The sequence below is a fragment of the Bradyrhizobium sp. Leaf396 genome (assembly GCF_001424605.1).
Classification (GTDB): Bacteria; Pseudomonadota; Alphaproteobacteria; order Rhizobiales; family Xanthobacteraceae; genus Bradyrhizobium; species Bradyrhizobium japonicum_C.
The window spans coordinates 264,714-287,417 of record NZ_LMQJ01000066.1 but is presented as its reverse complement, the minus strand read 5'-3'; the positions used below and the strand labels follow the sequence as shown (position 1 = coordinate 287,417).

The 22,704-nt window shown below is 58.9% G+C and carries 18 protein-coding genes and 2 pseudogenes; 13 read left to right on the top strand and 7 right to left on the bottom strand.

Annotation, left to right across the window (positions count from 1 at the left end):
• Positions 1 to 180 precede the first annotated feature (180 nt).
• Positions 181 to 477 carry a PepSY domain-containing protein gene (locus tag ASG57_RS39900; RefSeq protein WP_349510079.1) on the bottom strand — a complete coding sequence of 99 codons (297 nt, stop codon included), beginning with the start codon at positions 475 to 477 and terminating at the stop codon, positions 181 to 183.
• An 827-nt stretch (positions 478 to 1,304) separates the two neighbouring features.
• Between ASG57_RS39900 and ASG57_RS38320 the strand changes: the two genes are divergently transcribed.
• The 4 genes from ASG57_RS38320 (at position 1,305) to ASG57_RS36080 (ending at position 4,121) form a co-directional block, all read left to right on the top strand.
• The gene (locus ASG57_RS38320; protein WP_156402925.1) at positions 1,305 to 1,454 is read left to right on the top strand and encodes a hypothetical protein; all 150 of its coding nucleotides are present in this window, start codon (positions 1,305 to 1,307) and stop codon (positions 1,452 to 1,454) included.
• Positions 1,455 to 1,458: 4 nt separating this feature from the next.
• Positions 1,459 to 2,343, top strand: a complete 885-nt coding sequence (locus tag ASG57_RS36085; protein ID WP_057199276.1) for an alpha/beta fold hydrolase — start codon at positions 1,459 to 1,461, stop codon at positions 2,341 to 2,343.
• Positions 2,340 to 2,756 carry a hotdog fold thioesterase gene (locus ASG57_RS37435; RefSeq protein WP_082529116.1) on the top strand — a complete coding sequence of 139 codons (417 nt, stop codon included), beginning with the start codon at positions 2,340 to 2,342 and terminating at the stop codon, positions 2,754 to 2,756. Before ASG57_RS36085 ends, ASG57_RS37435 begins: the two co-directional genes overlap by 4 nt.
• Positions 2,757 to 2,939: 183 nt before the next feature.
• Entirely contained in the window at positions 2,940 to 4,121 is a 1,182-nt protein-coding gene (locus ASG57_RS36080; protein ID WP_230646587.1) for an ABC transporter substrate-binding protein, read from the top strand.
• A gap of 945 nt (positions 4,122 to 5,066) precedes the next feature.
• Here the strand turns inward: ASG57_RS36080 and ASG57_RS36075 are convergent.
• From ASG57_RS36075 to ASG57_RS36060, 4 genes and pseudogenes are all read right to left on the bottom strand, one after another.
• A complete protein-coding gene (locus ASG57_RS36075; protein WP_057199274.1) occupies positions 5,067 to 6,299 on the bottom strand; it encodes a benzoate/H(+) symporter BenE family transporter in 1,233 nt (410 codons plus the stop codon).
• 510 nt (positions 6,300 to 6,809) lie between these two features.
• Positions 6,810 to 7,598: pseudogene (locus ASG57_RS36070) on the bottom strand (IS30 family transposase); the annotation flags it as partial.
• A gap of 241 nt (positions 7,599 to 7,839) precedes the next feature.
• Positions 7,840 to 8,289, bottom strand: a complete 450-nt coding sequence (locus tag ASG57_RS38505) for a hypothetical protein (protein WP_162250096.1) — start codon at positions 8,287 to 8,289, stop codon at positions 7,840 to 7,842.
• Positions 8,290 to 8,479: 190 nt separating this feature from the next.
• Positions 8,480 to 8,911, bottom strand: coding sequence for a hypothetical protein (locus tag ASG57_RS36060; protein WP_057199272.1), 432 nt, complete (start codon positions 8,909 to 8,911; stop codon positions 8,480 to 8,482).
• 760 nt (positions 8,912 to 9,671) lie between these two features.
• On the opposite strand from ASG57_RS36060, the gene ASG57_RS36055 reads away from it, so the two are divergent.
• Genes ASG57_RS36055 through ASG57_RS36030 form a run of 6 tightly spaced genes read left to right on the top strand, consistent with a single transcriptional unit; the run spans position 9,672 to position 15,065 of the window.
• Positions 9,672 to 10,289, top strand: coding sequence for a transglutaminase-like domain-containing protein (locus tag ASG57_RS36055; RefSeq protein ID WP_230646583.1), 618 nt, complete (start codon positions 9,672 to 9,674; stop codon positions 10,287 to 10,289).
• On the top strand, positions 10,286 to 10,735 hold the full coding sequence (locus tag ASG57_RS36050; protein WP_057199270.1) for a MaoC/PaaZ C-terminal domain-containing protein: 450 nt from the start codon (positions 10,286 to 10,288) through the stop codon (positions 10,733 to 10,735). The genes ASG57_RS36055 and ASG57_RS36050 overlap by 4 nt, the downstream gene beginning before the upstream one ends.
• Before the next feature lie 35 nt (positions 10,736 to 10,770).
• Positions 10,771 to 11,844 carry an acyl-CoA dehydrogenase family protein gene (locus ASG57_RS36045; RefSeq protein WP_028139156.1) on the top strand — a complete coding sequence of 358 codons (1,074 nt, stop codon included), beginning with the start codon at positions 10,771 to 10,773 and terminating at the stop codon, positions 11,842 to 11,844.
• Entirely contained in the window at positions 11,841 to 12,992 is a 1,152-nt protein-coding gene (locus ASG57_RS36040) for an acyl-CoA dehydrogenase family protein (RefSeq protein ID WP_057199269.1), read from the top strand. The genes ASG57_RS36045 and ASG57_RS36040 overlap by 4 nt, the downstream gene beginning before the upstream one ends.
• 39 nt (positions 12,993 to 13,031) lie before the next feature.
• Positions 13,032 to 13,841, top strand: a complete 810-nt coding sequence (locus ASG57_RS36035) for an enoyl-CoA hydratase/isomerase family protein (protein WP_057199268.1) — start codon at positions 13,032 to 13,034, stop codon at positions 13,839 to 13,841.
• A gap of 27 nt (positions 13,842 to 13,868) precedes the next feature.
• On the top strand, positions 13,869 to 15,065 hold the full coding sequence (locus ASG57_RS36030; protein ID WP_057199267.1) for a phenylacetate--CoA ligase family protein: 1,197 nt from the start codon (positions 13,869 to 13,871) through the stop codon (positions 15,063 to 15,065).
• On the opposite strand, the gene ASG57_RS36025 is transcribed toward ASG57_RS36030, so the two are convergent.
• Entirely contained in the window at positions 15,062 to 16,450 is a 1,389-nt protein-coding gene (locus ASG57_RS36025) for a TetR/AcrR family transcriptional regulator (protein ID WP_063997042.1), read from the bottom strand. The two genes, ASG57_RS36030 and ASG57_RS36025, sit on opposite strands and share 4 nt — an antisense overlap.
• Before the next feature lie 120 nt (positions 16,451 to 16,570).
• Between ASG57_RS36025 and ASG57_RS36020 the strand changes: the two genes are divergently transcribed.
• The 3 genes and pseudogenes from ASG57_RS36020 to ASG57_RS37430 all read left to right on the top strand — a co-directional run.
• On the top strand, positions 16,571 to 17,332 hold the full coding sequence (locus tag ASG57_RS36020) for a glucose 1-dehydrogenase (protein WP_057199307.1): 762 nt from the start codon (positions 16,571 to 16,573) through the stop codon (positions 17,330 to 17,332).
• Between the two features lie 78 nt (positions 17,333 to 17,410).
• Complete coding sequence (locus ASG57_RS36015) at positions 17,411 to 19,348, top strand: AMP-binding protein (RefSeq protein ID WP_057199266.1); 1,938 nt, start codon at positions 17,411 to 17,413, stop codon at positions 19,346 to 19,348.
• 248 nt (positions 19,349 to 19,596) lie between these two features.
• A pseudogene (locus ASG57_RS37430) lies at positions 19,597 to 20,542 on the top strand (IS481 family transposase); the annotation flags it as partial.
• 40 nt (positions 20,543 to 20,582) lie between these two features.
• On the opposite strand, the gene ASG57_RS36005 reads toward ASG57_RS37430, so the two are convergent.
• Positions 20,583 to 22,616 carry an NADPH-dependent 2,4-dienoyl-CoA reductase gene (locus tag ASG57_RS36005; RefSeq protein WP_057199265.1) on the bottom strand — a complete coding sequence of 678 codons (2,034 nt, stop codon included), beginning with the start codon at positions 22,614 to 22,616 and terminating at the stop codon, positions 20,583 to 20,585.
• Between the last annotated feature and the right edge of the window lie 88 nt (positions 22,617 to 22,704).

Sequence of the window (22,704 nt, the reverse complement as noted above, 5' to 3'; positions counted from 1 at the left end):
TCAAAAACCCGTTAGGTAACAAACAGTTCCATCTACGCCGTGGGAAGTCGAGGGCAAGGCCCCGAGAGCCATCGGTAAAGCTTGCACGCGCCCGTCCCGATGGACGATCGTGGCCGCCTACCGAAGCACATGGAACTCCATGGCACCAACCACGCCGCCAAAGTCACAAAATGGCGACGGTCAAGGACGCCGCGCTGTCGGTGGCTCAAGGATGACTTCTCTTAACTGGTCGCCGCTCACGATCAGGATGATGAAGTTCAATCGGCCGTCCCTTTTCATCAAAGTTGCACTGATTGCATTTCCCTTTGTAACTTTCTCAGCAATAGCGACTGCATCCGATAATTCCTGCCGTACATTCTTCAGAGCCACCAATTCATTCCGGTTGTCGGAACTCTCCAAAGAGAGGGTGCTTTCTTTCCTTGCAACGCTTCCAGTTTTTGCGTCGATGGCATTCTCCCAGATCAGCGTCCTGCGCATGGTCTTGACCCAATAGACTGCGGAACCAGCCAAGATATCGAATCTGACTTCTAGTGCCGTTGATCCACTATGCAGCTTCTCTGCTATTTTGATCGCCCGCCGTAACGAAACTCGGGCTTCACGAAAGAATTGAAACTCCCGAGTTGTCCCTTGATCAGCGTCGCCAGTAGCCGGTGGATTGTCTTCGCTAGCCGCGACGTTTGACCACAGCATCGCTCGAGCTGGCGATAGGTGCGCGAGCGCCAGAAGGCCGATTAAGAAAAGTATGCGACTACACATCTCTAACCAAAGCCGAATCCCGGGACGAAATCCCCCGACAAGGTCGCAAACCTGTGTTTGCAAGCAATTTCCGACGCGGACGAACCTCTGCTTGTTGCCTTCCTCAATTCTCTCACTTCTTTCTCGCGCGAGCCCTATGGCGGCCATCGCGAGCAAATCCGTGCGCAAGCCTATCATAAGCTTGCTTGCTTCTTTCGAGAAAAGGGTTTATCTATGACGGAAAGGGACGACGCGGGTGCGCGTTCCATGCCTAAGGCGTGCCGGATTAAGTACTTGCCTTGCTTAGCGGTTCAACCGGTCCAATGAGAGAGCGGCGCGCACGGATAGAGTGGCAAGCTGGGGAGGGCCCGGCATCAACGATCGCGGTAGTCATTGCGGCGTGGTCTTGGGCGTCGTCGCCCCCTTCTCGGTTGCGGTGCTTCTGCTATTTTTTGAATGGGACGGTTGCTTTGGATTCTCCATCTGACCTTCATTGGCAAAAAGCCGGTCGCCAAAAGTCAGCGCTCTGCGAAGGCGTGTGGACTTAAGCATCAGGAGGGTCCCTGCAATTGTTCGCCCAGACCGGAATCAACCTGAGCCCCGAACATGCCTGCAAGGCCGCCCGCGCGGGGCCGCTCGCGATATCGATGATCGCCGCGCTGCCGATCGTCGGATCCTGTCACGAAACGTCGATCGACGGTAAGGTTACTCAGGATTGAGACGATGACGCAGCGCGCGACTATGCTCGCCGGGCACGAGGGCCACCAAATTGCCGCATCGACGGAAGGGCCAGAGAATGGCTTTCCGGTCGTGCTGGCACATGGCGGAGGCCAGACACGGCGAAGCTGGCTCGTCGTCTCGCAGCTGCTGGCCCGGCATGGATTTCGATCAATTGCAATAGACCTGCGCGGACATGGCGATAGCGCTTGGGCTGAGGATGGCGCATATGACATCCGAGATTTTGCGAGCGATCTTGTGGCCATCGCAAGCGCACAAGCTCGAAGGCCGGCGCTCATCGGCGCCTCGCTTGGGGGCTTGGCGGGCATTTTCGCGGAGGGCGAACTGAGCCCGTTCAGCTTTGCATCTCTCACGCTCGTTGATGTCACTCCACAAATGGAGCCGGCAGGCATCGCGCGCGTTGTCGGCTTTATGGCGGCTCATGCACGCGAGGGATTCGCCTCTCCCCAGGAGGCTGCGCAGTCGATTTCCAACTATCTGCCCCATCGCCCAAGCCGAAAAGCCTCATCCGGACTTCAAACATATCTTCGCCGCAAGGAAGACGGACGATATTATTGGCATTGGGATCCCGCCTTCATCGATCAAATCGTTCGACCGAAAGTGATGGAAGCAGCGGCGATCGATCGTCGGCGCTGCGCGCTGAACGCTGCGGCCGGCAGGCTGCGTCTGCCCGTCCATTTGATACGGGGAGGCTTGAGCGACCTCGTGTCTCCCGAAGCTGTGGTGCATTTCAAGACGCTGGTTCCCCACGCTGAATACACCGACATCGCGGATGCTACACATATGGTGGTGGGCGATCAGAACGATGCTTTCGGTCAAGCCATCGTTGAATTCCTGATCCGAAGGCATGGCGCGGAGGTGGTCTCGTGAACCGAGAAAGGAAGCCCCACGATATTGAACAACTGCGGAAGCGTTTGCTGATTGCTCCCTTTCATCGCTGGCTCGGGCTGAATTTGATTGATTTCGATATGAACGAACTCGTGCTCGAAATGCCTTGGCGAGACGAGATTGTCTCCAATCCCAAAATCGCATCGGCGCATGGCGGCATTCTTTCCGCGTTGATCGACCTGACGGGACTCTACACCATCCTTGCAGCTGGAGGGACACCGCGGGCGACAATCGATCTGCATGTCGATTTCCATCGACCTGCATTACCTGGTCAGCTGCGCGCAATTGGCCGATTAGTAAAGATGGGGCGTCAAATCAGTGTTGCTGAAACACGTGTTGTCGGTACCGACGGCGCCCTTCTGGCAAGTGGAAGAGGTGCCTATGTTTGCGAATAGGATGCCGTCAGGCCGTTTCGTCACATGCGTCACTGGCCCGATCTTCACTGGGCCCCAGCAAGGCACGGTTCACTTGCGGTCCGCCAAATAAGATTTCGCATAGAACTGATCCATCAAAAGCAAAGGAAGAATGGAATGAAGACAGTCACCTGCAGATTCGCCGCAGCGTCCCTCGCCCTGACGATGCTTGCGGTCTCGCCATCGGCGGCACTCGCCCAAAAGAAATACGATCCAGGCGCGTCCGACACCGAAATCAAGATCGGGAATATCATGCCTTACAGCGGCCCCGCATCCGCCTATGGCGTTATCGGCAAGACTGAGGAAGCCTACTTCAAGATGATCAACGATCGCGGCGGGATCAACGGTCGTAAGATCAACTTCATAACATATGACGACGCCTACTCTCCTCCTAAGGCAGTAGAGCAGGTCCGCAAGCTAGTCGAAAGCGACGAAGTCTTGCTCGTCTTCAACCCACTCGGCACGCCGTCCAATACAGCGATCCAGAGGTATCTCAACTCAAAGAAAGTCCCGCAGCTGTTCGTTGCGACGGGTGCAACCAAGTGGAACGATCCCAAGAATTTTCCCTGGACGATGGGCTGGCAGCCTTCCTACCAGAGTGAGGCCCACATCTACGCCAAGTATCTGATGAAGGAGAAACCAAATGCGAAGGTGGCCATCCTTTATCAGAACGACGACTTCGGCAAAGACTATGTCAAGGGCACCAAGGATGGGTTCGGCGCCAAGGCTGCCAATATCATCATGGAAGAGAGTCACGAAGTTTCCGAGCCGACTATCGACTCCCACATCGTCAAGATCAAGGCTGCCAACCCAGACGTTCTCCTGATCTACACAACCCCGAAATTCGGCGCGCAGGCGATAAAGAAAACGGCTGAGATCGGCTGGAGACCGCTGCAAATCATGACCAACGTCTCGGCATCGGTAGGTAGCGTGATGCAACCTGCGGGCTTCGACAATGCTCAAGGAGTGATTTCAGCTGCCTACGCAAAGGACGCGACCGATCCGCAATGGACTAATGATCCCGGCATGAAGAAATGGGCCGAGTTCGTCGACAAGTACATGCCTGGCGCCGACAAGACCGACAGCGGCCACATCTATGGATACGGCGCTGCCCAAACACTGGCGAAGGTGCTCGAGATGTGCGGCGATGATCTCACGCGTGCCAATATCATGAAGCAGGCCGCGAACCTGAAGGACTTTGAGCCTGACACGCTGCTGCCGGGCATCAGGATCAACACCGGGCCGACCGATTTTGCACCGATCAGTTCGCTCCAACTAATGAGATTCAAAGGCAAGAAATGGGAATTGTTCGGCGACACCATTCACGGTGACGTGCCTGCGGAATGATTCTCCGGCGGGTAGAACAAATAGGCTCCCGTGAGCAATCACGGGAGATCTTTTGTGACCTTGATGCTGTGCAGCAGCATGGCTCGTCCGACTTCGTCCATGACAAAGCAGCGCGACAACAAGGCTGGGTAACGCTTTCAGCGAGAGCGCTCGGCAGCGTCGGAAGTTTGGCAGGATTGAACTTTAGCGTCAGCGGCTTCGCCACCGGGGGCCGGCTACTCTTCGCGAAAGATGAACGTTCCTTCGAGAACTACCGCGGGAACTGCTCGGCCGTGCCAAGGTGACGAGCTATCCTGCCTCCGGCGCACGTTCCTTCAAACTTCAACGTGAGTTCGTCGTCGCTACCGAAAACGGTGTGCCCATCGGCATGCTTTGTTTTCAAGTTCTCCCTTCCTTTTAGAGCCATTCGGCGAGCGTTAGTGCTCCGACTGTCGGAGCAGGCCCGGGTTGCGAAGTCGGGGCGAGCGTGTTTGGATGATCCTCGGCGCGGCTCGGTCAGAAGTCCGCCCCAAGTCGCCGGTTGAAACGCCCTAGAGATAAAGGATTGGATCAGCACTTCGAGGCTCTTCGATCTCGGTGCATCGGCGGCAGAATCGCCGACGAAAAGCGGATGCGCGCCGAACCTTCACCGACGTGTTCGCGCACACGCTGAGCGCACAGCCCGATGCCAGTCATAATCCGGCTCAGGAGATGCCCGTGGCGCACCAACCCCTGGCGGCCATCCTCGGTGAGCTTGTCGGCATGCTGCTTAGCACGACTGCAGCTTTGGCCTCGACCGGCTGCGCCAACAGTGCTCATGTCTCAGATATTCAGCGGAGTGCTCCGGGTGATCGCGGACCTGCTTTTCGCGAAAATACCGCTTCTTCATTTCTCAGGCGACATCATTGCATGCTTTCTCGGGCTACCGCTGTTGGCCAAGAACAAATTGACCAGTAGAAATCCGTCTTACGACATCGGCCGCGACGCAAAGTCCGCCCGCTCCAACAGGACGGATATGACAATGCCGGAGACCAATCCCCAAAAGGGGGCCCCTACATTCAACAATGGCATGTCAGCAATGGTCACGAGAAACGCCACCAGCGCGCCGAAGGAGAAGCGGTTGGCGAACGCCGTAACGAAAGTCGTCTGCAACACGCTCAACATCGCGAGGCCTGCCAATGCTGCAACAAAGGACTTTGGAGTGTTGAGGAGCAGTCGGGTGAAAGTTGGCGCAAACAGCCCGAACATGATCGACAGAAGACCAACCACGATCCCGGCGACATATTGGCGTTTGCGCTCGCCGCTGCCGACGATGATGGCATTCGTCGGCCCTGTCAGGCACGTGCTGATGGCGCCAACAAGGGCGCTGGCGAACGCGCCGACCCCACAGGCGATCGTCACCGCAGTGACCGGCGGATTGTGCCCCGCTGCCTTGAGTACAGCGAAGCCCTGACCGTTCTGCACGACCAAGACGGTGATCGCCAGCGGCAAGACAAGCTCGACCAAAGCAGCGATCGACCAAGCCGGGTCCTGAATGACCGGTCGGATCAACTCGAACTCCAGCGGCGACGAATCCTCGAATCTGCCGAGGACGATCGTGGCAAGCGCGCCAACCACCAGCGCTCCGATGATGGGCGGGCAGCGGCGGCCCAGCCCTGGGACCGAGGACAGGAGCAGCCAGACCGCCACCATGGGTCCGGCGACAGCGCCGTCCGCGAATACCGCACGGACGAGGTCGAGGCCAAAACGCAAAAACACGCCGGCAACCATTCCCATCACTATCGGGAGCGGAACCAATTCCGTCAAGCGCTTCACCCAGCCGCTTCCACCCAGCACCAGGATGAGAGCGCCCGTGACGTAGTATGCTCCGACGACCTGATGAAAATTCAGGTGCGTCAATGACTGTCCGACCAGAACCGTGCCGGGAATCGTCCAGAAGAAAGCTAATGGCTGTCGATAAAGCCAGCAGAACAGGATCGTGATCAAGCCATTAATGAAGAAGGCACCGAAGATCCAGGACGCAATTTCGCCTTCCGAAAGTTCACCCTGCAAACCGGCTGTCAGGATGATGGCCATCGGAGCAGTCGCGGCAAAGAGCCAGCCGATGAATCCGTTCGAGGCGTACAGCAACCCAAAATCAGAAATGATCTTTCCGGATATTGACGGTCTATCAGTTGGCCGTTCGAGATGGGGGAGCATGGACAGCTAGCACCAGCGAGAAGTATCGGTGACCAATCCTACCAAGAGGCAGCTCGATACGATAGTCCGCAATCGGTTAGGAGCCAGGTGGTCCGCCGACGTCTCCAGAATGGCTTTTCTTGAACGAATGCCGCCTTGGCGAGGCTGCCCCCGGCACAAGGAGCCTCGCGACTCAGCCCCTCTTTCGGATTGTGCGATGACGCTGTGAAAGGGCACAAGCGTGCGGCGCGCTTTGGCACTAGTCCGATCGAAGGCCAGATCAGCAGGATCAAAGCCATCAAACGACAAATGTATGGCCGGGCAAACTACGCGTTATTGCGACGACGCGTCCTCCTGGCTGCTTTGCAACCTATCCAATCCCGATCGCTCATGCTTTGTCGCGCTATAGTGCTTCGCGCACTGCGCATGCCGGCTTCGTGCTCGATACGCTGGAACAGGCACTGCACGATCGGCGGCCGATCCATCGCGGCGGGCTCGTGCATCATAGCGACCGACGCAGCAAAGGCGGATTCAAGCGGTCGTCGCAACATCGATTTTGTTACTCATGGTAGCCACTCGTCAAGCGCCTCCGCCGGCGTTTTCCATCCCAGCGTCTTTCTCGGTCGGGCGTTGAGGGCGGCAGCAACGGCGGCGATCTCGTGAACGCTATGGACGCTCAGGTCTGTGCCTTTCGGGAAGTACCGACGCAGCAGAGTGTTCTCGTTAGTGCCGCGCTGCCATGGACTTTGCGGATCGCAGAAGTAGACCTGCACGCCTGCATCGATCTTGAGACGATCTTGTTGGGCCATTTCGGCCCCTTGGTCCCAGGTCAGCGAACGGCGCAGCTCTTGTGGCAAGGTGATGATGGTGCGAGTAATCGCGTCCCGCACGTTCAGCTCCGTGTCCCGCGAGCGCAGGCCCATTCTTGATGCGCGGAGCTTCGCCGTGCCCCATGAGCCGTGGAAGATGCAGCAGCATCGTGAACCGCGTTGTGCGCTCGACCAGCGTACCAATCGCTGAGCTGCCAAGACCAAGGATGAGGTCCCTCTCCGAGTGTCCCGGCACTGCTCGATCGGCTGCTTCGGCGGGGCGTTGACTGACCATGATCTCCGGCGAAACAAAGCCCTTGCCTCGCCTTCTTACGCGCGCTCTGGGCACTCTTAGCACACGTCCCGTTTGCAAGCAGGCCGTCAGTTCGCGGCGTAGCGCTCCCCGACCTTGAACGAAGAGAGCGTGATAGATGGCTTCGTGGCTGATGCGCATCGTGTTGTCGTCCGGGAAGTCGATCGGCAAGCGTCGGGCAATCTGCTCCGGGCTCCAGGCACCTCGGCCGCTGCCGTCTGTGCTGCGCGACCAAAGCGGCTGAGCCGAGTAGCCGCAGCGTCTCTTAGCTAACGGATGGTTAGTTCTTCCCGGAGGCCGTTTGATCAAAAACGGTTTCAGGGACCCGGCGGCGCACCAAATATCACCGGTGGCGCGTGTAGGTCGACCGCTCTGCTCATCCAACCGATATGCCTCCTCGAAGGCATCGTACGCGTCAGACGAGGGATCAACATCGAGATCAGCAATTGCCTCGAAAACATCCACGGCCACGTTGAACATGCAGGGCTGAATGTTCACAATATTTCCGTACCATTTGAATGCGGCAAATGCGGAGCGGATTTTCTTGATGCCGCCGCTCGGTCTCAACTTGCGCGCGTTCGATGAGCGAACGCGGCACAAGACACACGATCATCAGGTCTGTCGTCATTGGCGGGAGCTCATCGAGGGGAATGAGCTTGATTTCATGGACGGGCTCGACGTGGTGATGGAACAGATTGCGCAGCGCCTTCAGGGCAAGGAAGTTCGCGGATCCGAACAGGTCCCGACCGGCTTGCTTTTTGAGCTTGTCATTCAATCCGTAAAGGGCATTCAGGAAATTGAGCAGTGTGTCGGGATCCGGCTCTTGAAGCTGGTTGAAGTAGGATCGGAAAAACCGGTCGATCGCTGCGTTCAATGAATCGGAGCCCATGGGCGCTGTCTGGATGGACTTCGTATCCAAACCGCGCGATTCTGCTATAAGCATTGGGTCAAATTGAGATCTGGGAACCCGTTCGCGCAAGCACGCACCCTTTCATAGATGGCACCATCGTCACCGGGGGTGCCCAGCGTGAGATAGGTATGTCTTTCGTCCTGCCGGGCGTAGACAATCCATTCACCGGTCAGCCGCCGGGCTTGACTGCGATCATGATATCCGAGGTGACGAATTCGTGCAGCATGAAGCCGATCAGCTTGTCGTCGGGAACGGACATGTTGGTGGCCGCTTCTTCGACGGGGTCGGCGAAGCTGTTCGCGCGCCAGTGATTATCGACATTCGTCGGAATTAAGGCGGCTTGATGATAATGCTTATGCCGCAGGCCTCGCAGCGGTGGCCTTGTAAACAGTGACGGGGGTTTGGTGAGGCTCGGGCGGGCGATGGGATGTTCCTCCAGAGTGGCTATTTCATCAAAGACCGCAAACACACTGCCGGTGCGCCCCTCGTACACGTTGGCGAGTTCGCAAACAAGACCGGCAGAGTAACGGCCGTTCACCAGGTGAAGATCGAGGTTGTCACGGACGTAAGACGTGCTGTGGTCGAGGGCAGTTGATTCCATTGATGACATTCGTAAAGGCGACGGGTAGCCTCCGGCTCGACTATCTAAGGACGAGAATCGCCAGTTGGTGGATGCCGGATGATGTCGTGTTCATTGAAGAGATGCCGATGACGGCGACGGGGAAATCGGAATGCGTCACTACGCGAGAAATTTGAGGGTTGTGTGTTGCCCGAAAAACAGAGCTCGAGCAGACCTCAGCAGCCGCCACAGCGCAGCGGATGATCATCGCGGAATTTGATAAGCACGGCGTTTGTCTTGGTCACCCTAGACCGTACCGGCTCGTGGTCGAGGATCTCGCTGACCGTCTCATCGATCGGATGCGGCGCGCCGCCACAGCCAGTCAAGCCTAAAACTAGCAGGACGGTAGCCTGGCTTCGCGCACTTACCTCGATCGAGAAACATGCCGGTGAAGGTATCCGGACCGCTTCGCCGAGGTTGTCGATCTGTACGGAGGGCCCGCATTTCAATAGGGTCGACGCGGAACTGCCAGTGGGGCCGCTGCGAATAGATTTCCACAATTGAGGGAGCGGCCGAGGCGGATCGAACGTCCATCTCATTAAGCGGAAATCAAGATTTCGTGCACCGTTGACAGGCCTGCATACGATGGAGTAAATCTAACGTATGTTAGAAAAGCTGCTTCAAGGGGTGGATAATGTCTAGCGCGGATCATCGACCGCCGGCAGATCCGGCGTGCTTAACTTCCCCAACAAACTTTGTCGATAGCGATAGCGCCGAGGTGAGGGCTTTCGTAGAGTCTGCTTTGCGCAACCTGAACTCCAGCGCTTCCGATACCGAAAAGGCAATCCGACTGTTCGAAGCGGTGCGCGATGGCATCCGATATGATCCCTACACGTTTGAACTGAGCCCCGATGCTTATCGCGCTAGCGTGGTGGCAGGGGCGGAGTCTGCTTTTTGTGTGCCCAAGGCGATCTTGCTGACCGCCTGCCTACGTGCTGTTGGCATTCCCGCTGCATTGGGCTTCGCCGACGTTCGTAACCATTTGAATACGCCAAAGCTAACCGAGCTGATGCAAACGGATCTCTTCATTTACCACGGATACGTGCAGCTGTGGCTCGACGGGAGGCCCTACAAGGTTACGCCGGCCTTCAACATGGAGCTATGCAAGCGCTTCGGAGTAAAGCCTCTTCTCTTCGACGGGACGTCTGACGCTCTGTTTCACGAGTTCGACGAAAAGAATCAGAGGCACATGGAATATGTTCATGACCGGGGCTTGTACGTGGATGCGCCAATCGACGAATTCCTGGCGGCGTTCAAAGCAACCTATCCCAAGCTGGAGGAATTCAACCGTTGCCGGATCGCGGGGCAGAGCGGCTTTGACGATGGTTTTGCGCCGACGGAGGAAGGGCATCGGCCGTGAAGTACTTGGAGGATTTCAAGGTCGGACAAATTTTTGCGTTCCGCACCCCTCCCTTAAGCAAGGACGAGATAATTTCGTTCGCCAGGGAATGGGATCCGCAGCGGCTGCATACGGATGAATACTATGCCAAGCAAATCCATGGCGGTCTGATCGCATCGGGGTTCCAGACACTCCTCCTCGTATTCAGGCCGATTATGCGGGACTTCATGACGGGGGTCGCAAACATCGGTGGTTTGGGTTTCGAGAGACTATCTTGGAACGCGCCTGTGCGGGCGAATGAGCCGCTTGATGTTACATTGAAGATGCAGGCAGTGAGGCCCTCCCAAACCAAGCCCGATCGGGGTGTCGTCAGCTACCGTGTCGAAGCGCGCAACATGGCAGGAGAGCCCGTGCTGACCGTCGATACCGCCGCGATGGTTAAGCGAAAGGCAGCGCCGCCGTCATGAGCAATGTGAGGGCGCATTCACAGGACGATTTGCGGATGCTGCGCGGAAGCGTGCGCACACTCTTTGAGCGCGCGGGCGGCATCGCACGCGCCCGTAACGCTCGCGACAAGGGCTGGGACCGACAGGTGATGAACGAACTGGCCCATGCTGGCGTGCTCGGTGTCGCCGCCCCAGAAGCGGTCGGCGGACTTGGCATGGGACTTACAGCGGCCGGTGTGATCGTGGAAGAAGTTGGTCGCGCGCTCACGCCCGAACCGGTGGTGTCAGCCATCGCACTTGCGATCGGAATGATTCAACGGGTATGTCCTGGCGATGCGATGCTCGCTACGGCTATCAGTGGCAAAATCGCCTGCGCCCTCGCTTGGCAGGAACGTGGTCTTCGAGGTTACTCTGACCAAATGGCATGCCGTTTCGACGGTAAGGTGCTGAACGGCTCAAAGGCCTGGATTGCCGGGGCCGTCGGCGCGGATCAATTGCTCGTGGTTGCGCAAAATGATTCGAAGCCCGTTCTCGTTGCCCTCGACGCTGATGGCAAGGGGATCTACTCGGAGCTGCGGCGACAGTCCGACGGAAGCCAGCTCTGCGACATCGGCTTTGTCGACGCCCCAGGTAAATTGCTGGCCGAAGGCTCGGTGGTATCGGAAGCGTTGTCCACCGTCGTCGCCGACGCCACGGCGCTCGCCGCCGCCGAGCTGGTCGGCGTCAGCGCTAAAGCACTCGAACTGACCCTCGATTATGTGAAGACGCGCGAGCAGTTCGGCAAGCCAATCGGGTCGTTTCAGGTCATCCAGCACCGCGCCGTAGACCTGTATGTCGCTCAGCAGGTGGCCGAGGCGGGGGTGAGCGAGGCGCTGGCACGGATGGATGTGAGCGCCGATCAGGGCGCGCGCATACGTGAGGCGAGCCGCGCCAAAGCTCGCGCCTGCAGCACGGCCAAGAGGATCACCCGGGAATCGATTCAACTCCACGGTGCAGTCGGCTATACGGACGAGTTCGACATCGGCTTGTTTCTGAACCGTGCGCTTGTGCTTTCGGCCTGGCTCGGGGATGCCGCCTACCACCGGGCTCGTTGGATGGACGCTCTTGAGGCAAATGAGGCAGGTCGATGACCGACTGGAATGCACTGAGTGACGAAGCGTTCCGCCGCCAGGTTCGCACCTTCTTCGAGACCGAGTATCCCGAAGAGCTACGCCATCTGCCGCATCGGGCGAAGTTCGCCGAGATCCGCCAATGGCACGAGAAGCTCTACGCCAAGGGCATGGTCGCGCCTGCTTGGCCGGTCGAATATGGCGGCATGGGTCTGGAAGCTTCGAAGCTCCTCATCTTTTATGAAGAGCAGCAGCGCTGGGGCGTGACGCGGGGCCGCGACATGGGTGTGCAGATGGTCGGCCCCCTTATCATCAAGTTTGGCACCCAGGCGCAGAAACACTACTGGCTGCCGCGTATCCTTACTTGTGAGCACATCTGGTGTCAGGGCTACTCCGAGCCGGGCTCGGGGTCCGATCTCGCCAGTCTGCGCACGAGTGCCGTGATCGACGGCGATTATTTCGTGATCAATGGGCAGAAGATCTGGACCACGATGGCTCATGACGCCACGCACATCTTTATGCTGGTGCGCACCGATTCTCATGCGCGAAAAAAACAGGAGGGCATCAGCTTCTTGCTCGCCGAAATGAACCAGCCGGGCATCGAAGTTCGCACGATCACGACGCTCGCGGGTGAAGACGAGTTCTGCGAGGTATTCTTCGACAATGCTCGCGCGCCCCGCGAAAACCTGGTTGGCGAACTGAACAAGGGTTGGACGATGGCCAAGGCCCTGCTCGGCTTCGAGCGAATCTTCATCGGTGCGCCCAACCTGGCGCAAAACGCACTTGTTCAGTTACGGACGATTGCGCAAGGGCGCTGCATGTTCAACGATCCGGTGTTCCGCGATCGCTTTGCGAAAGTCGCTCTGGATGTTGAGGATCACGCGGCGCTCTATAGCCGCTTCGCCGACCAACTCAAGCGCGGCGAAATGCTCGGTCCCGACGTGTCGATGCTGAAGATCTGGGTCACTGAGACGTTCCAAGAGATTACCGAACTCATGATCGAATCCGCCGGACCTGACGGCGGCCTGATCGGTCCCTTACAGCTCGGCAATGTCGGTGTTGACGTGCTGGCGAACTTCTACAAGGCGCGACCGACCACGATCTACGGCGGGACGAATGAGATCCAGCGCAATATCTTGTCGAAAGCCGTTCTCGGCTTGCCTGGCTGATAGATAATTGCCCGTACATTGAAGGAGGAAGAACACACCATGTCTGACCGCTATGCCAAATACAACAAACTGAAATTCGACTATCCGGCGGACCGTGTTCTTCGGATCACGTTCGATCGTCCCGAAACCTTCAACTCCGTGGATGCGGAAACGCACACGCAAATGACCGACATGTGGATTGATGTCGACCGCGACCCCAACATCAACGCGGTTATCGTGACGGGGGCTGGCAAGGCGTTTTCGGCGGGGGGAGATTTCAGCCTGATCGAAAGAATAGCGGGCAACTTCGACGAGATGATGAGAACCTGGAAGGAAGCCAAGGATCTCGTTTACAACATCATCAATTGCAACAAGCCTATCATCTCGGCGATCAATGGCCCAGCCGCGGGTGCGGGGCTCGTTGTCGGAATTCTGGCTGACGTGTCGATCGCAGGCAAGCGAGCCAAGATTGTTGACGGGCACCCCCGCCTGGGGGTTGCCGCAGGTGACGTAGCGGCGATCATTTGGCCGCTGCTCTGCGGCATGGCCAAGGCAAAGTATTATCTTCTGACGTGCAAGGCAATCTCCGGCGAAGAGGCCGAGCGCATTGGCTTGGTATCCATGTGTGTCGACGATGATCAACTGCAGCAAGTCGCTCTCGACACTGCAGTTGAGTTGGCAAACGGCGCGCAAAGCGCGATCCGCTGGACGAAATATTCACTGAATAATTGGTTGCGCCAGGCCGGGCCAATCTTCGACGCTTCCACTGCGTTCGAGATGCTGGGTTTCATGGGCCCTGACGTCAAGGAAGGCGTGCTGTCACATCGGGAGAAGCGCGCTCCGAATTTTCGCAAGGACTGCCCTATTTAGTTTGCGCGGGAGAGAGGTAGCGAGCATATGCCCGACGCGATTTACCGGAAGATCGCTGCAGCCTATGGCCAGGCGGCACGTAAGGCGCCCGGCCTAAAGGCACGCTTCGATGCGGCGGGTTTCGACCCGGCAAGCATCAGATCATTGAGGGATCTCTCTCGCCTGCCGGTTCTGAAGAAAGAACAGCTCCTGGCACTCCAAAGGGAAAATCCGCCCTTTGGAGGCTTTCTCGCAGCCGATCTCGAAAGCCTGTCGCGGATCTATGTGTCGCCCGGACCGATCTTCGAGCCCTCATTGGCGGGAGGTGGCGGGCACGGCCTCAAGGAGCTGTTCAAGGCTGCGGGGATCACGGTGGGCGATCTCCTCCTGAACACATGGTCCTATCATCTGGTCCCGGCAGGTCTTTTGTTCGACGAAGCAGCGCGTGCAGTCGGCGCGACGGTCATTCCCGGTGGTACGGGAAACCGTGAGCTGCAGGCGCAGATCATCGTTGAAACCGGCGTGACCGCGGTCTGCGCCAGCACGGCATTCTTCCTTACATTGGCGGATACGGTAATCGAGGCGTATGGGCGGAACGCTTGGAAGGTCAGATCAGCATTCCTCGGCGGCGAGATGGGCGACTGGATGGCGAAACGGCGTCGTATCGAAGCGGACTATGGCGTTACAACCTGGGCCGCCTATGCGACGGCCGATCTGGGTCTTGTGGCTTATGAGGATGACGGCGAAGGGTATGTTGCGCATCCCAATCACGTGGTGCAGATCTGCGATCCCATCAGTGGGGAACCCTTGGCCGCCGGCGAAACCGGTGAGATCGTGGTGACCGCACGCGACGCCAACTGGCCGATGATCCGCTTCGGCACCGGAGATAGCGGCTTCGCTCTTGAGAGTGACGGAGATGGTCGCGTTACGCGTCTTTCGGCCTTGCAGGGACGAGTCGGCGCGGCCGTAAAAGTCCGTGAGATTTTCGTCTACCCCCGCGCCATCGAAGAAGTGGTTATCGCGACCCCAGGCGTGCGCGCCGCCCAGGCGGTTGTGACATGCGAGAACGATCGGGATACCGTGCGCCTCTTGCTCGTCGCCGAGCCCGGCGCCGATCGTATCATGGCCCAAACACGTGCCATCGAAGCTTTTGCCACCAGTGCACGAATCCGGGCCGATGGCGTGGAATTTATCGATCTCCTGGAGGAGAACGCGTCGCTGATTGTAAACAAGAAAGACGCTTAGCCGGCGTGAGATCCAGCGCGCAAGGCGCGCCGCCTCGTTCGTTTGCTCGTAGAGGGCAAGTCGCGATGGTGAAGCGAAGGACCGGCATCGTACTGAAGGCCATCCAACAGTAGGCTCTGCAACATCACAATCAATTCAGACAGCGAATAGTATCCATCGCGTTGGCCCTTTTCTGGATTGAACCACTCTACAGTCCAGTTGAGCGCTCCCAGCATGGCCTGCCGCAAAGGCACAACCTTGATATCGGAGCGCAGCTCACCCGCTTCCTGCGCTTTGCGTAAGCAGTCATCCCAAAGGTTCGCGTACTTGTGTCGTATTGGCTGATGACGTGCTCGCACCTTCTTGGGTAGCTGCCCGAAAATGCGGATATTCGCAGACGTAAATTCGCTCAAACGAAAGAGGTACTCCATATGGGTACGGATCGCTGCGGCGATCCGGCTGCGGTGATCGGGAAACTGATGTGTCTTCGAAATGGTCGACGACATTCCGCGCAGGACCGCTCGCAATCCAATATCGAGCACTTCGTCGAGTATCTCATCCTTTGAATTAAAATGATAATAGATGCTGCCTGCTTCCATGCCGGCTTCTTGCGCGATATCTCGCATTGTTGCAGCCTTGTACCCTCTGTCGCGAAAAATCCGCGCTGCAGCGGAGAGCACTTGGACGCGGGTGCGGGATGATTTGCTGTCGTCGGAATCAATCAGGTCCAGGGTTTCCAGTTCGATTGGACCTGGCTGTTTCAATGGCATGCCGCGTGCGGTGGACATTCCGTCCAAAAGAAGTTTACACAAGCGCTCAGACAGCATGCTTACGGGATAGCGCGTCGCATCATACCATTCGACTGTCCAATTCATTGCTCCCAGCACGAACTGTCGCAGCGGTACGACTTTGATGTCGCTCCGAATGTCCCCGGCCGTTTGAGCCTCTGCAAAGAAATTGTCCCACACGGAGGTGTAGGCTTGGCGCAGTGGTCGATGGGTCACGCGCATGTCCTGAGGAAGCCTCGAGTAATTTCGGATATTTGCCGAAGTGAAATCACTTTCTTTCAGGAAATACGTCAAGTGCGCGTCGATCATCAAGGCGAATGTCTGTCGGAAATCCCTGCCGGAGAGCCGGCAATCCTCTCGGACCTTCTGCACGGCGTCGAAAACGTGCCGTACGCCCAATCGAAGGATTTCGTCGAAGATCGCCTCCTTCGACGCAAAGTGATAATATAGGCTACCCGCCTCCATACGCGCAGCCTTCGCGATCTTGCGGAGCGTCGTGGCATCGTATCCTTCATCTCGAAATAGCTTCGCGGCGGCGCTCAGGATGAGGGCGCGCGTCTGCTCCGACTTGCCATGATTTTTTCCAGTAGTTCCAAGCTGCGGTGAGGGCGAATTCATATTGTGTAATTTGCCTCTAGACATCGAAATAGCAAGTGCGATAATCTAACATACGTTAGAATTTGGTCGCCTAAGGTTAGAACACCTATGGCGTATCCGCGGAAGGGAGGGGTGATAACCATGCGCGGGCTAAAAGGGAAGCGGACAATCGTAACCGGCGGCGGCAGCGGGATCGGACGCGAAGTATGCAAGCGATTCGCCGAAGAAGGCAGCGAGGTCGCCGTATTCGACATAAATGCCGCGGGTGCGACTGAAACTGTGAAGATCATAGGGGACGCAGGTGGCAAAGCGACTGCCCACGCCGTTGACATCACCGAACGTGCGGCAGTCGATGCGGCTGTGGCCGAGGTGGAGAAAGGCGGGCCCATCAATGTTCTGGTCAACAATGCCGGCTGGGACGTCCCTCGACTTTTCCTGGAATCCGACGCAACGCTCTGGAAAAAGGTTATTGACATTAACCTCTACGGTCCCCTGAACATGCATCACGCGGTACTTCCGGGCATGGTTAGAAACGGAGGCGGGCGCGTGGTCAATATCAGTTCCGACGCGGGCCGCGTTGGCTCCTCAGGCGAAGCTGTTTACTCGGCCTGCAAGGGCGGCATTATCGCCTTCACCAAGACAGTGGCGCGGGAATTGGCGCGCAAGGGAATACAGCTCAATGCCGTGGCCCCAGGGCCGACCGACACACCGCTTTTCGCCGAATTCTCGAAGGGCGAAGGTGGCGAGAAAATCGCGGAAGGTCTCAAGCGTTCCATTCCGATGCGACGGCTCGCGCAACCGACCGACTACCCGGGGATCATCTGCTTCCTTGCCTCCGACGACGCTGGTTTCATCACCGGCCAAGTGATTTCGGTCTCCGGCGGGCTGACGATGCATGGATGACGCGCGCGACGGCGGCGCCCTCAACTTGTGGATTGATACGGCCGGACCGTGCCGAGATACCGTATCGGATGAAATGGTATGTTTACGCCATCTAAAGACATCCAGGACTGCAGCGCGATCAGAGCTTTTCTCACGCGCTGCGGCCTGACAGATTACGAAAGTCTCGTCGCGCGGGCCGACGCTGAACCCGATTGGTTCTGGTCACAAATTCTCGATCTTGCGAACGTGCGCTTTTCGCGTCGTTACCGAACGTTGCGGGACGTGAGCGGTGGGCCAGCCGGAATCCGTTGGGCCGCGGACGCCACTCTCAACCTCACCGAGACTTGCCTTGACGCTCGTATCGAAGTTGGGCTCGGGGAAAAAGCCGCCATCGACTGGATCGGCGAAGACGGGGAACGGCGCGTCTGGACCTACCGCGATCTCGCCTGCGAAAGCGCCCGGGTTGCCAGCGCCCTGGCCGCCCGCGGCGTAGGCGCGGGTGATGCGGTTGGCATCTACATGCCGATGGTGCCCGAGATCGAAGCGGCCCTCCTGGGCGTTGCGAGGCTCGGCGCTATCGCCGTCCCCCTGTTCTCCGGATACCCGGCGCCGGCCGTGGCGGCACGCTTGAACGACTGCACGGCCAAAGCGGTTTTGACGGCCGATGCGAGTAGGCGTCGCGGCAGGCCTGTTCCCATGGAATCCGTGCTGGTTGAGGCTCTGGCCGACGTATCCAGCGTGCACACGGTGATCAGCCTGCGCCGCTTCGGCGGCAGCGCCGCCGACCCACGGCGGGATCTGGACTGGGCTGCCACAGTCGGGGCCGCAAAGGCGGATTTTGCACCTGTTCCGGTTGCATCAGAGGCGCCGCTGATGATTGCCTACACTTCTGGGACAACCGGCCGGCCCAAGGGGGTGGTTCACACGCATCTCGGTGTGCAGGCGGCGGCAACGACCAATTTCTTGTTGTGCCTCGACTTGAAGCGCGAGGACCGGCACCTGTGGATGACCGATATGGGCTGGGTTATGGGCCCGCTGACCCTGATCTCGACGCTTCTGGCGGGCGCGACACTGGTGCTGGCCGAAGGGGCGCCCTCCACGCCGGACGATCCATTCCGCCTGCTGCGCCTCGCGAGCGAACACGGCGTTACCCATCTTGGCGTCGCGCCCACGTTGGTGCGACAGTTTATGAGAAGCGATCCCGGTCCGCTGGCGCGGTACAATCTCTCCGCTCTGCGCATCGTCGCTTCCACCGGCGAACCCTGGACCGAGGATGCCTGGCTCTGGCATCTGGAACACATCTGCCGCCACAGGGCGGTGCCACTCAACATCTCCGGCGGGACTGAGCTTTTTGGCGCAATCCTGACGTCGACCGTGCTGCACACGTTGCGGCCCTGCGGTTTTTCCAGCGAGGCGTTGGGCGTCGGGGCGAAAGTGCTGCGACCGGATGGGTCCGAGGCGACAGACGGCGAGATGGGCGAGCTGGTGGTCACCAAGCCGCCGCTGGGCCTGACCCCGACGATCTGGCGGGATCACTCGCGATATCTCGAGACCTACTGGTCCGATTACCCCGGCGTTTGGCGGCATGGCGATTGGGCGCGCCGCGATTCCGACGGAACATGGTTCATTCTCGGCCGTTCGGACGACACACTCAACATTGCCGGCAAGCGTATCGGCCCGACCGAGATCGAGGCCGCACTAACCGCCACTGGTAATGTAATCGACGCCGCTGCAATTGCAGCGCCGGATGATCTAAAGGGCCTAGCTGTGGTCTGCGTCTGCGTCCTCGCCCCCGGCGTGAAAACCGACGACACCTTGGTGGAGCAACTGAAGGACAATGTAGCCGCCGCGGTCTCCCAACCTTTCCGCCCGCGCGAGATACACTTTGTCGAGGCGCTGCCAAAGACTCGCAGTATGAAGACCATGCGCCGCGTCGTCCGCGCGGCGTTTCTGGGCGAGAATCCGGGCGACCTGTCGCCGTTGCAGAATCCCGAGGTCATTGCTCCCATCGCTGCATTGAGGAACAAAGGCCGCTGAACGCCGTCTTGGAAGGGAGCGACAGGCTGCAACTCATCGACCGCCCCGCCAAGGGGGATCGCCGCTTTGGTATGGTATTGTCGGTCCTTCGAGGCGCGGTGCCCCAACAGGTTTCTTTTCGATAGCTTGGCCGCAATGCCGACGGCCCGCTGCGAGCGGGCTAGCTGTGAGCTTTCAGGAGGTTGTCCATTCGACCGCAACCGTGAACGCTGATGTCGCCAAACACACAGTGATTCGCGGGGGATCGAATGGACACTCACAAGAATGCGCCTCTGACGCCCAAAGGTCGAGAGGCCATGGTGCGCAGTGTTGTTGAAGGAGGGCTCAGCAAGGCCGCAGCCACGCGCCAATTCAACATCACCAACGATTGTCGCCAAGTGGGTCACCCGCTTCCGCACAGAAGGCGTGGATGGGCTGCGGGATCGTTCCTCACGGCCCCATTCATTGCCAGGCCAAACCCCGGCAGCTACATGTGCCACTGTCGAGGCGTTGCGTCGGCAGCGCCACACGGGCAGGCAGATCGCTGCCGAAGTCGGAATATCGCCCGCAACCGTCAGCCGCATCCTGCGCTGGCTCGGCCTGAACAGGTTGGCCGAGCTGGAGCCGGCCGAGCCGATCCGCCGCTATGAGCGCGAGCACTCCGGCGAGCTTATCCACCTCGACATCAAGAAGCTCGGCCGGATCGGCTCTGTGGGACATCGCATCACCGGGCGGTATCCCGGCGCGATCAATCGCCACCATGGCATCGGCTGGGAGTTCGTCCATGTCTGCATCGACGATGCTTCACGCATCGCCTTCGTGCAGGTGATGGCCGATCAGCGCAAGGAAAGTGCAGTGGCTTTTCTTGAGGCCGCTGTCACTTACTTTGCCAGGCTCGGAGTCCGCGTCGAGCGCGTGATGACTGATAATGGCTCGTGCTACCGCTCAAGGATGTTCCGAGCAGCTTGCAGGCGCCTTGGTCTTTCACCAAATCTTCACCAGGCCATATACCCCGAAGACCAACGGCAAGGCCGAGCGCTTCATCCAAACTTCCCTTCGCGAATGGGCATATGCCCGCGCCTACCAGAACTCAGATCAACGATCAGCCGAGCTGGTGCATTGGCTCATCGCTACAATTGGCATCGGCCGCATGGTAGTCTGAAGGCCAACACTCCCATCAGCCGACTCGGTTTAGCCAGGAACAACCTCTTGAGGCCCTACATAGACCAATGTCAACAGACGATATCATCCACCCTTAAAGCGATTGTGCCAGCCGGATGCCCTCGTCAATCGCGCGTAAGGCGTCCAGTTCGGTGGCTTCCTTGGCCCCGCCGACTACTGTGGCCGGGATGCCGCGCTCAATCAGTGCGGCGTGAAGCGCGCGCTCAGACTCCTGCCCGGTGCAAAGCACGATCGTGTCAGCTGCGATGACCTGACGTCGGCCGGCGATCTTGATGTGTAGGCCCTCATCGTCGATTCGCTCATAGCTGACGCCGCCCAACATCTCGACGCCGTATTTGCGTAGCGCGTTGCGAACGATCCAGCCCGTGGAAACGCCGAGTCCGTCACCGGGCTTAGTGGTCTTACGCTGCAGCATGACGACTTTGCGGGTGCCGCCCACCGGTGCTTGCGGATCAGCCTTGAGCGCGCCGGGCGCGGAGAAATTTCCATCCACGCCCCAAGTGTCGAAAAAAGCCTCGCTGCCGTTAGCCTCGGCGGTAGGAGTGACGAGAAACTCGGCCACGTCGAAGCCGATCCCGCCAGCGCCCACGATGGCGACGGTCTTTCCCGCGACCCGTGTGCCCGATAGGATTTCCGCATAGGTTGCCACCTTGGGATGGTCAACGCCCGGCAGATCGGGGATGCGGGGGCTGACGCCGGTAGCAATCACCACATGATCGTACCCGCTCAGATCCTCGGGGGAGGCGCGGCGGCCAAGATGCAGGTTGACCCCGTGCTTGTCTACCTGGCGTCGGAAGTAACGCAGAGTGTCGTCGAACTCATTCTTGCCAGGAACTGCGCGCGCCAGCGTAAGCTGTCCTCCGAGCGTTTGAGAAACTTCGAACAACGAAACAAAGTGACCGCGTCGCGCCGCTTCCGTTGCGGTAGCCATCCCCGCCGCGCCGCCGCCGACCACCGCGATCTTTTTCCGGACCTCCGCGGGCGTATCGCGCAGCTCGGACTCGCGGCCAGCGCGAGGATTTACAAGGCAACTCACCGCGCGGCCAGAGAAGATGTAGTCCAGACAAGCCTGGTTGCAGGCGATGCAGGTATTGATCTCGTCCACTCGTCCATCGCGGACCTTGTTGGCGAAGAACGGATCGGCCAGCATTGGCCGCGCCATAGAGATGAGATCTGCATCGCCGCTCGCGAGGATGTCCTCGGCCATCTCCGCGGTGCTGATGCGGTTGGACGCGACCACGGGGATGGAGACGGCAGCGCGGACCCGTGCGGCGGCCTTGCGCCAAGCTCCTCGTGGCACGGGGTAGGCGATAGTAGGCACGCGGGCCTCGTGCCAGCCAATTCCAGTGTTGATAATGTCGGCACCTGCGGCCTCCACCTTGCGGGCAAGGGCGGCGATCTCATCCGCCGGTGCGCCGTCTTCGATGAGATCGGCAGCCGAAATGCGATAGATGATCAGTAGATCCGGACCGCAGCGCTGGCGCACCGCGCGCACGACCTCGACAGGAAAACGATGGCGGTTCTCCGCGCTGCCGCCCCAAGCATCTTCGCGCTTGTTGGTGTGGGTCACCGTGAACTCGTTAATGAGATAGCCCTCGGATCCCATGATCTCCACACCGTCAAAGCCTGCAGCCTGCGCGTTCGCTGCCGCCTCGGCGAATTGGCTGATTGTGCGGAGAATGTCGCTATCGAGCATCTCGCGCGGGATATGGCGGTTGATTGGTGCCCGAATTGGGGAAGGCGCCACGCAGCCCGCAATCTTTGCATAGCGCCCTGCATGAAGGAGCTGCGCGCAGATGAGAGCGCCCTCGTGATGTACTGCATCGCAGATCGGGCGAAGCGCCTGGGCCTCTTCGGGATCGTCGAGCCGCGGTCCTTGAGCGTCAAGCACGCCTTCGGCGTTAGGCGAAAACCCCCCGGTGACGATGAGCGCAACGCCGCCGCGCGCACGTTCGACATAGAAGGCAAGTTGCGCGGCGATCGGGTCGGGCTTGCATTCGAGCTTGGTATGCATTGAACCCATGATGATCCGGTTGCGCATTTCGTGGCGCCCGACCTTGAGCGGTGAGAGCAATCTGGCGTAGGTCGACGAAGCCGTCGTGTTCATAATTTTCCTCCCTTTGGCACTTGCCGGGTATTCTAACGTTTGTTAGGTTTCTTGGAAAGTCGATTTAAGACGCTCCGCGGGAGGATCA

Coding starts and splice junctions, on each gene's coding strand:
- ASG57_RS39900 (WP_349510079.1), bottom strand. CDS start 477: ATGCGCAGGACGCTGATCTGGGAGAATGCCATCGACGCAAAAACTGGA.
- ASG57_RS36085 (WP_057199276.1), top strand. CDS start 1,459: ATGACGCAGCGCGCGACTATGCTCGCCGGGCACGAGGGCCACCAAATT.
- ASG57_RS36080 (WP_230646587.1), top strand. CDS start 2,940: ATGCTTGCGGTCTCGCCATCGGCGGCACTCGCCCAAAAGAAATACGAT.
- ASG57_RS36075 (WP_057199274.1), bottom strand. CDS start 6,299: ATGCTCCCCCATCTCGAACGGCCAACTGATAGACCGTCAATATCCGGA.
- ASG57_RS38505 (WP_162250096.1), bottom strand. CDS start 8,289: ATGGGCTCCGATTCATTGAACGCAGCGATCGACCGGTTTTTCCGATCC.
- ASG57_RS36060 (WP_057199272.1), bottom strand. CDS start 8,911: ATGGAATCAACTGCCCTCGACCACAGCACGTCTTACGTCCGTGACAAC.
- ASG57_RS36045 (WP_028139156.1), top strand. CDS start 10,771: ATGCTGCGCGGAAGCGTGCGCACACTCTTTGAGCGCGCGGGCGGCATC.
- ASG57_RS36040 (WP_057199269.1), top strand. CDS start 11,841: ATGACCGACTGGAATGCACTGAGTGACGAAGCGTTCCGCCGCCAGGTT.
- ASG57_RS36035 (WP_057199268.1), top strand. CDS start 13,032: ATGTCTGACCGCTATGCCAAATACAACAAACTGAAATTCGACTATCCG.
- ASG57_RS36030 (WP_057199267.1), top strand. CDS start 13,869: ATGCCCGACGCGATTTACCGGAAGATCGCTGCAGCCTATGGCCAGGCG.
- ASG57_RS36025 (WP_063997042.1), bottom strand. CDS start 16,450: ATGAATTCGCCCTCACCGCAGCTTGGAACTACTGGAAAAAATCATGGC.
- ASG57_RS36020 (WP_057199307.1), top strand. CDS start 16,571: ATGCGCGGGCTAAAAGGGAAGCGGACAATCGTAACCGGCGGCGGCAGC.
- ASG57_RS36015 (WP_057199266.1), top strand. CDS start 17,411: ATGTTTACGCCATCTAAAGACATCCAGGACTGCAGCGCGATCAGAGCT.
- ASG57_RS36005 (WP_057199265.1), bottom strand. CDS start 22,616: ATGAACACGACGGCTTCGTCGACCTACGCCAGATTGCTCTCACCGCTC.